A 14,177-nucleotide genomic window follows, 5' to 3' on the forward strand; every position below is an offset into this window, starting at 1 on the left:
CCCGTTGCCAGTGTCAATGCTGAGTTAGAACAGCGAGAAATATTGCCATTTTCGGTTCTAAAATCAACCTTAATGCGAGGATCTTGTTCACCGTAATCCTTGAGGATCTGATGAATATGAGGTACGGTTGAAGCATCATCCGCAATACAGAGTTCCCAGCAAGGATAAACTTGAGCTAAGACGGAATTGATCGCGGCTCTGAGATAATTCTCTGGGGTATTATAGACGGGCATCAGAATGCTAATGATGGGCGATCGCAGCGCTGGCAACGTTGATCGCATTCGCTCTAAATCTGTCAACCGAGGATAATTCCGAATCAACCAGGAATAATAGAGAAAATCTTGACTTAGGGGAATTTCAGGAAGGTAGTAATGGAGACAGGTGTAAGCCTGGGAAGGGGCGATCGCCGGTACAGACTGCTGAGTTTTAAAAGCAGCAAATTTTTCCAGGACTTTCTTAAACCCATACTTCCAGCCTCGCTGCTTAAGGGTGGTCGATAAATAATTCAATCGTAGACTAACCTTGGGAAACCAGGAACGACTCAACATTAGCAGCCTATAGGCAAACAAACGGCAATGTTCCCAATTTTATCTGATTCCTTCCCAGAACACTACAATAGCTTCATGGGTGTCTATCAAGGATCTGAGGAGATTGTGTGGTCAAAGTTTTAGTCACAGGTGCAGCCGGTTTTATTGGATTTCATCTGAGTCAAAAGCTCCTGGCTCGCGGCAATGATGTAGTAGGTCTGGATAACCTGAATGACTACTATGATGTCTCCCTGAAGCAGGCTCGCCTAGAGCAACTAAAGCCACACCCCCAGTTCAGCTTCCATTTCCTAGACTTAGGCGATCGCAGTGGCATGATGCAACTATTTGCCACCCAATCTTTTGACATTGTCATCAATCTAGCAGCGCAAGCCGGGGTACGGTATTCCCTGGAAAATCCCCATGCCTACATTGATAGCAACCTGATTGGCTTTACCAACATTCTAGAAGGCTGCCGTCACCATAGGATTCAGCACCTCGTCTTCGCCTCCTCCAGTTCAGTCTACGGTGCCAATACCAAGACACCCTTTTCGGTGCATGACAATGTTGATCATCCCCTCAGCCTCTATGCTGCCACGAAGAAGGCGAATGAGTTAATGGCTCACACTTACAGCCATCTCTATCGTCTGCCCACCACTGGGCTGCGCTTCTTTACGGTTTATGGCCCTTGGGGGCGTCCAGATATGGCATTGTTTCTGTTCACCAAGGCAATTCTGGCAGGTCAGCCCATTGATGTCTTTAACTTCGGCCAGATGCAACGAGATTTCACCTATATTGATGACATTGTTGAAGGCATTCTAAGGGTTGCTGACCAGATTCCTACCCCCAACCCCAGTTGGACTGGTACCCAACCGGACCCTGGTACCAGCAATGCCCCCTATCGACTCTATAACATCGGCAATCATCAGCCCGTCGAACTTATGCACTTTATTACAGTGCTAGAAGCCGCCCTGGGAATCAAGGCTGAGAAAAATCTGCTACCGATGCAGCTAGGGGATGTCCCTGCAACCTACGCCGAGGTGGATGACTTAATCCGAGATGTGGGCTTCTGTCCCAACACGCCCATTGAAGTAGGGATTCAGCGATTTGTCTCCTGGTACCGCTCCTATTACAAGGTCTAAACAGGTGAAAAACGCTGTATAGTGATAGAGCTAAATTGGCTCCAGATCAACAGTTGGGTGTCGATGAGAGTCGGTTTGTGTCCCCCTCTCTCCCTAGCATCAGGACGCCAAGCCCTACAGCACAAAATTTTGTGCGGGCAATTCTTGAGTAACCCCACGTGCGATGATGGATGACTTTCTGCCCATTGCTTATTTTCAAAATCAGTTTGTCCCGTTCCCAGAAGCCAAGCTTTCCATTGCTACCCATGCGTTGCACTACGGAACGGGAGCATTCGGGGGGCTCCGGGGGATTCTCGATCCCCAGAATTCTAATCAGGTGCTGTTATTTCGCCTCGAGCGCCACTGTCAACGGCTGAGCCAAAGTGCTCGGTATCTGTACTATGACCTGCCAGCCGAGAAAATTCAAAAGGTGATTATTGAATTTGTTCAACGCAATCGGCCGCAAACGTCATTTTATATTCGCCCCTTTGTCTACACCTCTGATTTGGGAATTGCCCCGCGACTCCATAACATTGAAACAGATTTCTTTGTGTATGGGATGATGTTTGGCGATTATTTATCCCCCGATGGGGTCAGTTGTCGGATTAGCTCTTGGTACCGCCAGGAGGATCGGAGTTTCCCCCTGCGCGGCAAAATTAGTGGGGCTTATATCACCTCGGCACTGGCTAAAACAGAAGCGGTGAAGTCAGGGTTTGATGAAGCAATTCTCATGAATACCCAGGGAAAGGTGTGTGAAGCCTCGGGAATGAATATTTTCATTGTCAGAAATGGGCAACTGATTACCCCCGGCTTTGATCAGGATATTTTAGAAGGCATTACCCGCGATAGCGTCATCACCTTGGCGCGGGATCTGGGGATTCCCCTTGTGGAACGGGCGGTGGATCGCTCAGAGTTGCTGATTGCCGACGAAGCCTTTTTGTGTGGCACCGCTGCTAAGGTGGTGCCGATTCAACGGGTTGAAAGCTATGAATTGCCCCAACAGCGACCCCTGACGGAACTGTTAAGGTCAAAACTCGCGGCGATCACGGAAAATCGGGAACCTGCTTATCAAAGCTGGGTAAATGTGGTGCCCTTAAGCTGAGGGTCGCTGCCATTCCCTCCACAGATGTTGTTTAAGGAGAGACCCGCCAGTGCTGGAGCACCTGGATCATGTCAGCTAACTCACGACCTAGGGATTGCAGCGTATAAATGCAAGCGAGTAGGATCAGCATCTCTTCCGCCTGAAACTCTCGATTCATGCCTGAGGCTCGAAACTCCTGATAGGCTTGATTTAACCGAGTGATTTCTGGATCCAGAGATCGCGGTTGACCGCTCTGTTGAGGATGTTCCAGCGTGAGAACAATCTCTGAAAAAGCCTGTAGCTGTACCTCCTGACACTGGTGTAATTGGGGAACTAACTGACTCGGAACTCTCATGGTTGGATCATGGGTGGTCATAATCTCGCTGAAGGCAAATAAGTGAGTTTGCACCCGCTCTAATAATTGGGTTAGACGCAATAACTGTTCATCCCTGGCTTCTTCACCCGGGGGTTTTGAGAATATCCTCGATCAGCTCCTGATTGCTCCGCTGCGCCTGGTGGATCGTCGTTCTCAACGCTGCCAAATCTGTGGCCGACGGCTGTTGTTGGAGGTATTGCTCCATCAGCGTCGCCAAAAAATGACGACTGAGACATAGGTGCTCAGCCAGTCCTTTTCTCAAGAGATCGCGATTGGGGTAAGGCCACACCAAAAGATTCACCCCTAAAGCCACCACAACCCCGAGGCTGATTAACAGACAACGGTTCAATGCCACGGCCCAAGTATGGGACTGGGCCACCACAACCATTGCCAGGGTATAGGTCGAGAGTTTTTGCGAGTAGGCGGGGAGTTGCAGCCAGACAGAAAGGAGGGCAGCCGCAGTCATCCCGATAGCCAGGGTCGAGGGGTTCTTCGTCGCTGACCCCAGCAGGGTGGAGAGAATCCCGCCTAAAAGCGCCCCAAAAATGGTGCCAATAATCCGATTTCGGCCAATTTCTAAGGAATTTCCCACGTAGGAACTATTGACAATTCCGACAGTAATCACGGCCCAAACGGGTTCTTCAAAGCGGCAGAGTTGGGCCAACCAAAAGGCTAAGATGGCCGAGAGTCCTAGTTTGATTGCAGATTGCACCTGGGTAAGAGACACCTGAGGCTGAACCCGTTGATACCAACGAGTCATCCAGGTCGCAGGGGAAGGGAAGCGCATCTTAAAACTACGCCATCTGATCGTCTAAGTCTCCGGCGGCTTGGGGGAGGGCGATACCCAATCGCTCGTGTAATGCGGTGATCACCTCATGGGCGGAGCTGGGATCAAGAATTCTCAGATCTTCCTGGGTGTAATTCAGCAGGTCGGCAATGGTGTGAATTTGAGATCGCTTGAGAAAACCGTGGGCTTGCATCGATAGTTCCAAGGCTTCAATGGCGGTTGTTTGCAGCAATGGGTGTACAGGGTTGTTCATAGGGGGGCGCTAGGCAGCAAGGATAAGGGTGGGACTGACCGAAGATTTTCTCGCGTATCCTATCGATAATCTCTAATCTGCATTCCCCTTGGCTCGATGGAGCGATCGCAAAAGCAAAGTTGTAGTGAGTTTACTTTAGCGTAAGATAGAAGTAGCTTTTGGTAGGCAATCAACAAAATATACCGCCCCTAGATGCCCTAGGATGATTGATTCAGTACCCAGGATTACCATCTTCGATGGCAGGATAGCTGACACTCAGTTCGGTGGCGTGGGGGTCGTTGCAACTTGGCGATCTGCTGCTAAATTTTCTTATATATTGAGCTATGCAAATTGAAGTTGCCTCTGTCAAACCGATTCGCTCCTTAGAAGATGCACTGGATCGGTGTCAGGGCTTGGGGATGCGCCTGAGTCGGCAACGGCGGTTTATTTTGGAACTGCTGTGGCAAGCCAAGGAGCACCTGTCAGCTCGGGAGATCTATGACCGCTTGAACCAACAGGGAAAGGCGATTGGACATACCTCGGTCTATCAAAATTTAGAAGCCCTCTCAGAGCATGGGATCATTGAATGTCTGGAGCGTTCCGATGGTCGGCTCTACGGCAATATCAGTGATATTCACAGCCATGTGAATTGTTTAGATACCCAGCAGATTTTAGATGTGCATATTGAACTCCCGCCGGCACTCCTAGCGCAAATTGAACAAACAACCGGGGTACGAGTTACGGAATATCGCATTGATTTCTACGGCTATCGATTGCCCCCAACCCTCAGTTCCAGTGACCTGTAACATTACTGAAGTGAGACGGCTGCTATACAATCCCCGTTGCTTTCGGTAGGCTAGTGGCACGAATCCCCGCGGCGATCGCTGGCTGGTTCGGGTTGGATCAATCCTAGATGGGGACTTGCTTGGGTGCATGGAGCAGGAGACAGCGGTTCCGGCAGCAAATCACCGCTTCAAGTTAGCGCTGGTTGATGACGACCCAAGTTTTTCGCTTGGGTTTTGGGATGTGGGTCGAAGGCTTATCTCAGTGGCAGATGGTGGTGGCATGTGAGCTAGCAACTGCCTCTATCACCACGGTGATGCAGCCGTCTGATGCGGTATCTGCAACTGGGTTGGCGCTTGACTTAGTGATTCTAGATTTGGCAACTCCCGAGGGTCAAAGAGCGGCCATCGATCATCGTTTCCCCTCCGCCTCTCCGGGATTAACACTGCTCACCCAGTTAAAAACCCAGTATCCCCAACTCCCCGTGCTCTTGTTGACCACGGTGCAGGAGTCATCCCTGTTGTTGTCAGCCTTGGCAGCTGGAGCCAATGGGTATTGCCCAAAGGGAATCCCCAACTCGGAACTGCTAGCAGCCATGGAACACCTAGTGACGGGCAAGGCTGTCTGGCCTGCGGATCTCTGGACAGAGGCTCCAGGAACCCTCGCTGCTACCCAGAAATCGGCTGGTTCCAGACGGTTAGGGCCTGGAGCTAGGCTACGGCAAAATCTGCGACAGGCGGGAATTCAGCGCATCGACACCACCTTGGCGGCCTTATCGGTGTACTTGCAAAACCCCAGCCTTTCTGCCGTTGATGGGTGGATCATGACCGGGCGGCAGCGCGAACTGCGGGCAGCGCGATGGCTGGTGAATCATCTGCTGGCGACATCCAACCCCTCGGCGGAGTTGGCAATCTCCCCCCGGCATGCCGCTAGATTCGCCCCTGTTTCGACCCAACGGCAATTGGATAGCCCACCAGCGGTATCCCCAGCCTCCAGCCTCAGTGAGAGCGTCCTCAGATCGCAGCTATTCGAGGCGGTGGTAGAGCAACTGCAAGGGGGGTTAAGGAATCTCACGGAGCGTCCCCTCGAAATTGACATTCTCCGGGAGGACAAGAAGCAAGAGCTACTCTACATCACCCTGCGCCAGTTGGAAACCCTGCTCGATGAGTTGCGGTTTTCCCAGGTGCTTCCCCTGCAACTGCGGGAGAAAATTCCGCTGGTCTTGCAAGATTTGTGGCAGGGAACCACAATGGATTTCTTTGGCAAGTACTCAACCCTACTCCTAGGAGCAGAGCCAGTGGCGGTGATTCCGGTACTCTTGGGAGATGCTCCGCTGGTTCAAGCGGCCATTCTCAATAAGATTCCCCTGGTTGAACCGCTCCTAGCTTACCTATTGTTTCAAACAGGACTAACCATTGACAACGAGATCTCCCCTGTGGGATCGGAAAAGGCCAGGGAACGGGCAACACTCTTACTGCAAAATCTCTTGCTACAGGTTGCCAATGCCGTCGTCCACCCCCTGTTGAATCACTTTGCGGATGTGGAGTCCATGAAACAGGGCTTCTACGATCGCCGCTTAATTTCGACCCGTGAAATCGCCCGATTTAGAAATAATCTCTCTTGGAAGTATCGCCTGGGCAGCTACATTGGTGAACCCAAGGCAATTTTTGAGAGCCGCTTTGAGTTACTGGTGCTGGATCAGGGCATTCACTGCCGCTCTATCTATGCCCCCCGCACCCAAGAACTGACCCAACTGGCTGGGTTACCCATGGTGGTGACCCTGATTCTGGAGGCTCGGGATGCCATCGCCCCGCGGTTGCGATCGGCCCTGTCTTTTTTGGGATCGGGGGTTGTCTATGTGCTCACAGAGGTGGTAGGTCGGGGCATTGGCTTGATCGGTCGGGGCATTGTTCAGGGCATTGGCAGTGCTTGGCAAGAGAACCGCTACAGTCGCGATCGCCAGAAGTAACCTCCCCAGCTGCTCCCCGATCAACCCTGCTGCCGATCCAGAAACAGCAGTTGCTGATACAGCATTTCCAGCTTCGGAACAGACACCCCGGTTACTTGGGCAACTCTCAGAGGGTTGCCAAACAGGGCTTCTATTTCCATCGGGCGACCCTGGTCATAATCAATCTTCATACTGGTGAGATAGGGTTTCATCTGGGTGGTCGCCTTGAGCATCCCTTGAATATACGCCTCGGGAATCTCCCGGCCTTGACGAGCTGCGATCGCCACCACTTCCTGCATCAGATCGGTGGCCAACTGGTGCGTATGGGAATCAGTGATCAGGGCATCAACCTTGGCATCTAAAACCACCGAGAGGCCATTGAAGGGAATGTTCCAAACGAGCTTGCGCCAGCGAGCCAGTAAGAGATCCGTTGCCAGTTCCACGTCAATCCCTGCCTGGGTGAAGTCCTGCGCCACTCGCTGCATCCGAGCCGTAATTCCTAGGGATGGGTAACCGGGGGCATAGTCCCCCAGGATGATGGCACCGTAATCCAGATGGCGAATATGACCGGGGCCAACTTTATTGGAGCAAATAAAACAGAGACCGCTCATCACCCGCTGATCCCCCACAATGGTTGCTACGGCCTTCTCTACGTCCAGACCATTCTGGAGCAGCAGCACCACGCCTGTCTCTTGCAACACTGGTGGCAACAGTTGGGGTAGCAAATGGTTCTGGGTGCTTTTCAGGGCAACGACGACCACATCACAGGGGGGCATTTCCCCCACATCGGCGTAGGCGTTGACTTGGGGCAACGTAAAGTTTCCCGCCGGAGATTCAATCACCAACCCCTGCCGTTTGACATGGGCATAATCGCTGTGGAGCAAGAAGTGAACAGTGTTGCCTGCCTGTTGCAGCCGGGCGCCATAGAAGCCACCCAGGGCACCCGTTCCGAGAATTGCATAGGTTGTCAATGCTTGCTCCTCTTCACTACTGGCTCGTATTCTAGGACTGATGCAAAATATACTGCTTCAGGGCTTGTCCAATCTACCAAGATCTATGGAAAGTGCTGAAACCGGGTTGCCCAATACCCAGTAGGCAGTGAAGCAGAGCTGCCAAGGGAAACCGCAACGTACCAGACTCCTCTATTCAGCAGTTGCATTGGGAAGCTTGCACTGTCCTTAACCCATTCGGATCGGGAGATTTTCACCTTATCCGCTATTTTAGAGAGGAAGTCTCTGGGAAACAAAGACCAAGGGTGTGGCCGCAGCCAAAAAAAAGGCTGGCAATCATCGCCAGCCTGCGCGCAAGTTATCTAATGCATGGCTACAAAGGCTGGCATCCAGTGTCCGCAAATCAGGGGAGTTCCCAAACTGTCCAGCAGGGGATCTCTTGGAACAGAGAGCCAATCTTCAGTGGCATTGCTGCCTCTGACACCCCCCTGGTTAAAAGGCTTCCCCCAGTATTGTCCTCAATCTGGAATTGCAGCGACAGTAACCGATAAATTTCGGGGTACGGGGCAGGAAGATCCAGAGCCAGATAGTGAAGAATTGAACTAGAACGTTACGCCCTCGTGAGTCTATGAAGTTATTAATAGCGGTATTTTTCCTGATGGTTGGTCTTTCCCAGCCTGCCTTTGCCAATGGGCTAAGCCTTCTCTATGCCCAGCAACCGATCCCAAAACCCGATCCAGCGGCTGAGTTGGGTTCCCCCACCGTTAATCCCAGCGAACAGCAGCAGCTAGAATCAGCCGGCAATCAGTTAACGGAAGCTCAGAGAATTCACTATGAATCCAGCGAAATGAATTTGTCCATTCATCCCCACCCTGGGTTCGTTGATGTCAGCAACTACGCTGGTGTTCCCTGGGCAGGAGATCTGGGGTATGACTGTGATCCCGGCCTCGACTGCACCCTGGGGCCCACCACCAGTCTTGATGTCTCTTTGTAGTCTGGGGGCAGCAAGGGCTGCTCTCGACCCCAAGGATGCTAGCCTGACTCTGATTGACTGTACTATCTGGGAGCATCTCAGTGTCTTTTAAGCCCTATATTTGGCTAATTTCCCTGATCACGGCTGGGTTAATGCTCCTGGCTGTGGGGTTCTCCCAGGCTGCGGCTCCACCCCATTCGCTGTTTCAGACATCAACCCTCAGTGCCTTGCTGGCAGGGGTCTACGATGGCGATCTGAACCTAGGGACGCTGCGGCGACAGGGGAATTTTGGCTTGGGCACCGTCAATGGGTTGGATGGGGAAATGGTGGCGCTGGAGGGACAATTCTACCGAGTGGATCACCAGGGGGAGGTCTCGCTCCTGACCGATGAGAGGTTAACTCCCTTTGCCGTGGTTACCCAGTTTCAACCGCAGCGATCGCTGAAATTGCCAACCCTCTTGGATTTCCCGCAACTCCAGCAATTTTTAGATCAGCAGTTGCCCAGTGGCAATTTGCCCTATGCGATCCGGGTTCAGGGCACCTTCCAAACCTTAAAATTTCGCAGTGTTCCCCGACAACATCCTCCCTATCGTCCCCTGGCTGAGGTGCTGCCCCAGCAGTCGATCTTTGAACGCGCCAATATCCAGGGAACATTAGTGGGGTTTCGTACCCCCGCCTATCTGCAAGGGATAAATGTCAATGGCTATCACTTTCATTTCATCAGTGGCGATCTCCAAATCGGGGGTCACGTCCTCGCAGGCCAATTTCAGCCCCACCAGGTAAAAATTGCCATCGATACCTTGGCGCAGATCCAGATTCACCTCCCCGATACTGCTGCTTTTCGGAAGGTGAATTTATCGGGAAGCGACTCTAGCTCCCTCAAAGGTCTGGATTGGTAGGTTGTTGTGAGGACAGGCAGGGTGAATATGCCCTATTTCGGGGTTGATGGCCGTTGGATCACAACTTCTTGCAGTCGCCGCCGATCTTGGGGATGAATGGCCACCAGACGAATATAGTGCTCCGGATATTGATCTAAACAAGATTCCAGCAGTGCCATCGCCTCAGCTCCCTTGCCCTCAACTGTGCCATAACAATTCCAGGAATTCGTGCGGAAGCGACGTTCATCCACATATTCAATGCCCAATCGTTGTCCCTGAGCCAGGATTTGATTCACCTGGGTCACCATTTCAGGAGCCAAGCGAGTGCTAGAAGGCTGACCAGGGTAACTCTGGCTGGCGATTTCAGGCTGACGCTCCCTTGTGTCTGGATGGTAGGCGCGAAAGAAGGGAGTCGTGGGCAAGCTGGGGGGCTCTGCCGTATCCCCCAGCTTGCGGTTGAAGTAAAGGGACTTGTTATAGGCTGCCGCCAACCCCATCTCTTGGACTCGCTGCTGCTCTTGCACCAATTGCTGCCCGATTTCGATCAGATGGGGCAGGCTAAAGTCCGGTGGTTGAAATTCGGGGGGGGTCTTCCTGACTGTTGACAACCCGCAGGGAGATGCGATCAAGTCCTACCGTTTGAATCAGATGGTAAATCTGCTCATCGTACAGGCGCGATCGCAGGGCACCATAGAAGTCAATGGCCTGATCGGGGAAGGTATCCACTAAGGTTTCAATCTGAGTAGGTGCAACCCCATCCGCCTGAAAAATACTGCTGACAACCCCAATGCGATCGGCTCGGTTCGGTTCCCAGAAAAACTTTTCCATCCGTCCATCCCGAATCAGGGGGGCGTAGAGCGTCGAAAAATCATTACCCGTCACCACAATCGGGACGCGCTGGATTGGTTCTAGCTCATAGCTCCCAGGAAGTTGCACATTCGTGGGATTGTCGGCAATGTTCATCAAGGTGCCGTTGACCAACTGGGTATTGACGGTGTACTGGGTGTACTGATCTACTCGACCGGCTCCGGCATCAATGTCATTGATCATGAGTACCGCCATGCGACCCCGCACCTTCACCAATTCTGCGGCTTCGCGGTAACGCAGGCGAATCAGGCGCGCGGGATCTCCCGCATCGGGGCTTTCTAGTTCCCCAGCAGACATGTGGACGACATTCACCCCCATGCGCTCAAAGACCAGATCGCACTGAAAGGATTTGCCTTCCCCCTTACGCCCATGGATGCCCAGGATCAGGGGCACCTTCACTAGGGGCAAATTTAGATAGTTCTTGGTGATGTGAACGGACAGTTTAGCGAGAAAACGGGGAGAGATGAAATAGCTCATGGCGATCGCAGGTTGCAGATAGTTCACACGTTATACCGATCTACCGATACCCTCCAGGGAACTGAGCGGTTTCTGGGGTGGGGAGTAGCAGCGGTTGCTTCGGTATTTTCCAGGAAGTTGGGATGGCTGACTCGACTCCTAGAAGCAGGCAGGCAGGGAGATGCCCTCACCTGAGCCAGGGCTACCCGGCAAGGATATCCCCATTGCCTCCCTGGCATCCTTGAAACTGACGCCGTCTATAGCGCCAGGTCGACAAGGAATTTCTTTTAAACACTATTAGTAGATCCTAACAGCCCTCGAGATTGAAGTTTCACCTCCATCTTGATGCAATTAGCTGGATGGATGCAGGAGCGCCGGTTATAGGATCATGGCGGATATTGCAGTAATAATGAGCACTTCCGGGTTTGAGATTTTTCCAGGGTGGGGACTGAGCCTTAGACATCGAAAGTTTATAAAAGTCACTTGAATATCAAGATTGAATTAATTTATCTCTTGATAACTGGAAAATACAACATAAAAACAACCTACTTTTTCCCCAAACACCTCAACCATGAAGTAGGGATAAAGACAGTTTGAAGTAGCAACTAAGTCTGTGATGTTTTGTCAGTCTAAAGTTCAGTTGTTTAGCGGATTCAAACCCAAGAACTTCGATGGTACTTTAGGTTTATAGATAAAGAATTTCCTTGACTGCAAGTTCCCATGATTCAGCGTGACGCGATCCACCATCAAGCAAGATCCTCAGAGAATCAAGCTCGATCCCACAGTTTGTGACTCTCTCGGCCAACAGCTGGCAAATTATCCGTCGGTTTCTTCAGTATCCTTTACTCTCCCAACAACTTGATGATTGCTATTGAGTTTTGAACCCATCAGCTTTATTCGTTCAGTACAATCGAGGCGTTTTTTGCTATGAGTCGTGATTCGCAAACCATTCCATTCTCCAATTCTGAAGTCAGCATCTTTGATTGTGAAGTTCATTTAAAGTTTCGATTAATTGAAGATAAAGAACTGCTGCACGATCGCGATCGACTCCTAGAAATGTTATTAGATGCCTTCGCTTGTGGGGAGGATGATTATTTAGAGCCGCTGCAAATTGAGGTGAATGCTCAGGAAATTCCCGAGACGGTAGCGTCTCCCCAAATGCGCCGTCAACTGATTCGCCTCCGCAACTCAGCTGCCTAGGGTGGTCTGTCAAGATGCTTTTTAGGGGGTGAAACCCATCAAAATACAACCCCCTTTAAAACTGTTTGGCCATCCACTAAAGTTGATAGACTCCTAGCTTAGGCAAGGGGTAAACAGAAGCGAAAGGTGCTGCCCACATGGAGTTGGCTCTCGGCTTCGATTTTACCCCCCCTGCAATTCCACTAAGCGCAGAGTAATCGCCAGCCCGATGCCTGTGCCGCCGGATTGGCGCGATCGCGCTTGATCGGCCCGCCAAAAGCGCTCAAACACGTGGGGCAGATCCGTCGCCGCAATCCCTACCCCAGTATCGATTACCGCAATCCAAAGATAGGCATCCGTTGTCCAAGCCCTTACCGTAATCGACCCTTGAGGGGTATAGCGCAGGGCATTTCCCAGCAAATTCACTAAGATTTGCTCTACCCGATCAAGATCGGCCAGTACCAAGGGTAATTTAGGGGGTAAATCAAGTTTTAACTGGGGCCCCTCTTCCAGTACCTGATCACTGAATCGCTGCACCAGAGAGGTGAGTAAGGGGGTTAATTGCACCGGTTGCAAATCGACGGCTAAGTAACCGGCTTCGGCCTTAGACAGTTCTTGCAAGTCATGCACTAGTCGCTGTAACCGACTGGTTTCTCGGGCGAGTTGGACGTAAATTTCCGGTGCAGGTTCAATTCTGCCATCCGCCAGCTCTTCCAAATACCCCCGCAGCACCGTTAGGGGGGTTCGGAGTTCGTGGGTGAGATCGCTCACCAGTTCTCGCCGTCGCTGCTCTACCCCTTCAAGGCTGGCGGCCATGTGATTGAAACTACTGCTAAGTTGGCTAAATTCTAGAACCTGACTTTCGGGCATGCGTTCCCCTAAGTGACCTTTGGCAAATCGATGGGTGATTTTCTCCATCTGGCGCAAGGGCTGGACAATCTGGCGCGTCATCCAGTACCCAACGCCCCCCGCCGCAATGCCGCCAATGGCAAGAGACCAAAACACCCCAAATCGCCAGGCGGCATCAAAGTCTGCAATCAGTTCTGCCAGGCTATAGTGCTGGAGAAATTGTCCCGAGGCATCATATTTTTGATCCACTTGGTGAATCAGATTGAACTTGACGAACTCTTCACCGGAGAGAACCAGACTACCCGATACCAACAACCCCACCAACAGGTGTGAAAGAAACAGGCGCCGTCTCAGATTGAATTTAACCACGATGCCAGGTTGAGAGGGAATGTTAGCCACGTAGCATCAGGGCAACGATCCATCTTTTGCACCTAAACAGCGGCATCTTCAAATTTATAGCCCACTCCCGTCACCGTTTTGATAAAGATTGGGTTAGCGGAATCGGCTTCTACTTTCTTGCGCAGGCGAGCTACATGGGTATCTACCACCCGCTCATCCCCAAAAAAGTCGCTCCCCCACAGCTTATCGATTAACTGGCTGCGATTCCACACCCGCCCTGGATAGCTGACAAAGGTCGTCAGTAGATTAAATTCCAAGGTGGTCAGATCCAAGGGTTCCCCAGGGCCGGGGGATAAATGCCGACAGGCAGTGCGCTGATCAAGGTCAATGGTAAAGTGCTGGGTCTGATAGGTTTGGCTTTTCCCCACCTGTCGCAGACTCCGCCGCAGCAGCGATCTCACCCTGGCAACCAACTCCCTAGGGCTAAAGGGTTTAACCATATAGTCATCGGCCCCGGTGGACAGCCCCACTACCCGATCTATTTCCTCGCCCTTGGCGGTCAACATCAATATATAGGGATCCTTAGCACTGGGATGTTTGCGGACCCGGGTACACACCTCTAGGCCGTGTAAACCGGGCAACATCAAATCCAGAATCATCAAATCCGGTGGCTGTTGTTTGTAGATTTCTAAGGCCATCAGCCCGTCGTAGCAGACGCGGCAATTGAACCCTTCCTGTTCTAGGAGATGGTGAATCAGTTTGGAAATTTCCCGGTCTTCCTCAACAATTAAAATATCCATGCTCTCCCTCCCGGCGATGGCTGGGTCTACTCAA

13 protein-coding genes and 2 pseudogenes are annotated in these 14,177 nt (G+C 51.7%); 7 read left to right on the forward strand and 8 right to left on the reverse strand.

Going from position 1 to position 14,177, the window contains the following annotated elements:
- On the reverse strand, window positions 1–509 hold a 509-nt coding region (locus DO97_RS07250; RefSeq protein WP_204368523.1), incomplete at its 3' end, for a glycosyltransferase.
- 146 nt (window positions 510–655) lie between these two features.
- Here DO97_RS07250 and DO97_RS07255 point away from each other — a divergent pair.
- Together DO97_RS07255 and DO97_RS07260 are read left to right on the forward strand one after the other, a co-directional pair.
- Entirely contained in the window at window positions 656–1,666 is a 1,011-nt protein-coding gene (locus DO97_RS07255; protein WP_036532153.1) for an NAD-dependent epimerase, read from the forward strand.
- Window positions 1,667–1,832: 166 nt separating this feature from the next.
- Window positions 1,833–2,747, forward strand: a complete 915-nt coding sequence (locus DO97_RS07260; RefSeq protein WP_036532342.1) for a branched-chain amino acid transaminase — start codon at window positions 1,833–1,835, stop codon at window positions 2,745–2,747.
- Between the two features lie 31 nt (window positions 2,748–2,778).
- Here DO97_RS07260 and DO97_RS07265 read toward each other — a convergent pair whose 3' ends face one another.
- From DO97_RS07265 to DO97_RS07275, 3 genes are read right to left on the reverse strand one after another with little or no spacing between them, the layout of a single operon-like run.
- Window positions 2,779–3,162, reverse strand: a complete 384-nt coding sequence (locus DO97_RS07265) for a hypothetical protein (RefSeq protein ID WP_036532156.1) — start codon at window positions 3,160–3,162, stop codon at window positions 2,779–2,781.
- Between the two features lie 22 nt (window positions 3,163–3,184).
- Window positions 3,185–3,862 carry an FUSC family protein gene (locus DO97_RS07270; protein WP_162182957.1) on the reverse strand — a complete coding sequence of 226 codons (678 nt, stop codon included), beginning with the start codon at window positions 3,860–3,862 and terminating at the stop codon, window positions 3,185–3,187.
- A 34-nt stretch (window positions 3,863–3,896) separates the two neighbouring features.
- The gene (locus DO97_RS07275; protein WP_036532158.1) at window positions 3,897–4,142 is read right to left on the reverse strand and encodes a DNA-directed RNA polymerase subunit alpha C-terminal domain-containing protein; all 246 of its coding nucleotides are present in this window, start codon (window positions 4,140–4,142) and stop codon (window positions 3,897–3,899) included.
- Window positions 4,143–4,465: 323 nt separating this feature from the next.
- On the opposite strand from DO97_RS07275, the gene DO97_RS07280 reads away from it, so the two are divergent.
- Together DO97_RS07280 and DO97_RS07285 are read left to right on the forward strand one after the other, a co-directional pair.
- The gene (locus DO97_RS07280; protein WP_036532159.1) at window positions 4,466–4,927 is read left to right on the forward strand and encodes a Fur family transcriptional regulator; all 462 of its coding nucleotides are present in this window, start codon (window positions 4,466–4,468) and stop codon (window positions 4,925–4,927) included.
- A 185-nt stretch (window positions 4,928–5,112) separates the two neighbouring features.
- Window positions 5,113–6,873, forward strand: coding sequence for a DUF3685 domain-containing protein (locus DO97_RS07285; protein WP_052128488.1), 1,761 nt, complete (start codon window positions 5,113–5,115; stop codon window positions 6,871–6,873).
- Between the two features lie 20 nt (window positions 6,874–6,893).
- Here DO97_RS07285 and DO97_RS07290 read toward each other — a convergent pair whose 3' ends face one another.
- On the reverse strand, window positions 6,894–7,823 hold the full coding sequence (locus tag DO97_RS07290; protein ID WP_036532160.1) for a putative 2-dehydropantoate 2-reductase: 930 nt from the start codon (window positions 7,821–7,823) through the stop codon (window positions 6,894–6,896).
- Window positions 7,824–8,430: 607 nt separating this feature from the next.
- Between DO97_RS07290 and DO97_RS07300 the strand changes: the two genes are divergently transcribed.
- Together DO97_RS07300 and budA are read left to right on the forward strand one after the other, a co-directional pair.
- A complete protein-coding gene (locus tag DO97_RS07300) occupies window positions 8,431–8,796 on the forward strand; it encodes a hypothetical protein (protein ID WP_036532163.1) in 366 nt (121 codons plus the stop codon).
- 80 nt (window positions 8,797–8,876) lie between these two features.
- Window positions 8,877–9,674, forward strand: coding sequence for an acetolactate decarboxylase (gene budA / locus DO97_RS07305; RefSeq protein WP_036532165.1), 798 nt, complete (start codon window positions 8,877–8,879; stop codon window positions 9,672–9,674).
- 32 nt (window positions 9,675–9,706) lie between these two features.
- Here the strand turns inward: budA and DO97_RS30910 are convergent.
- Window positions 9,707–10,997, reverse strand: a pseudogene (locus DO97_RS30910) (ribulose bisphosphate carboxylase small subunit).
- Window positions 10,998–11,903: 906 nt separating this feature from the next.
- On the opposite strand from DO97_RS30910, the gene DO97_RS07315 reads away from it, so the two are divergent.
- Window positions 11,904–12,176: an Npun_R1517 family heterocyst differentiation transcriptional regulator gene (locus DO97_RS07315; protein ID WP_036532166.1), complete on the forward strand. Its 273-nt coding sequence runs from the start codon at window positions 11,904–11,906 to the stop codon at window positions 12,174–12,176.
- Between the two features lie 98 nt (window positions 12,177–12,274).
- On the opposite strand, the pseudogene DO97_RS07320 reads toward DO97_RS07315, so the two are convergent.
- Together DO97_RS07320 and DO97_RS07325 are read right to left on the reverse strand one after the other, a co-directional pair.
- A pseudogene (locus tag DO97_RS07320) lies at window positions 12,275–13,373 on the reverse strand (sensor histidine kinase).
- A 62-nt stretch (window positions 13,374–13,435) separates the two neighbouring features.
- Window positions 13,436–14,143 (reverse strand): response regulator transcription factor, encoded by a 708-nt coding sequence (locus tag DO97_RS07325; protein ID WP_036532167.1) that lies wholly within the window; start codon window positions 14,141–14,143, stop codon window positions 13,436–13,438.
- Window positions 14,144–14,177 lie beyond the last annotated feature (34 nt).

Source organism: Neosynechococcus sphagnicola sy1, assembly GCF_000775285.1.
GTDB lineage: Bacteria > Cyanobacteriota > Cyanobacteriia > Neosynechococcales > Neosynechococcaceae > Neosynechococcus > Neosynechococcus sphagnicola.

Bases quoted from the DNA above. Each gene is read 5' to 3' on its own strand.
- DO97_RS07260 (WP_036532342.1), top strand. From the start codon at position 1,833: ATGGATGACTTTCTGCCCATTGCTTATTTTCAAAATCAGTTTGTCCCG.
- DO97_RS07270 (WP_162182957.1), bottom strand. From the start codon at position 3,862: ATGACTCGTTGGTATCAACGGGTTCAGCCTCAGGTGTCTCTTACCCAG.
- DO97_RS07275 (WP_036532158.1), bottom strand. From the start codon at position 4,142: ATGAACAACCCTGTACACCCATTGCTGCAAACAACCGCCATTGAAGCC.
- DO97_RS07280 (WP_036532159.1), top strand. From the start codon at position 4,466: ATGCAAATTGAAGTTGCCTCTGTCAAACCGATTCGCTCCTTAGAAGAT.
- DO97_RS07285 (WP_052128488.1), top strand. From the start codon at position 5,113: ATGACGACCCAAGTTTTTCGCTTGGGTTTTGGGATGTGGGTCGAAGGC.
- DO97_RS07300 (WP_036532163.1), top strand. From the start codon at position 8,431: ATGAAGTTATTAATAGCGGTATTTTTCCTGATGGTTGGTCTTTCCCAG.
- DO97_RS07315 (WP_036532166.1), top strand. From the start codon at position 11,904: ATGAGTCGTGATTCGCAAACCATTCCATTCTCCAATTCTGAAGTCAGC.
- DO97_RS07325 (WP_036532167.1), bottom strand. From the start codon at position 14,143: ATGGATATTTTAATTGTTGAGGAAGACCGGGAAATTTCCAAACTGATT.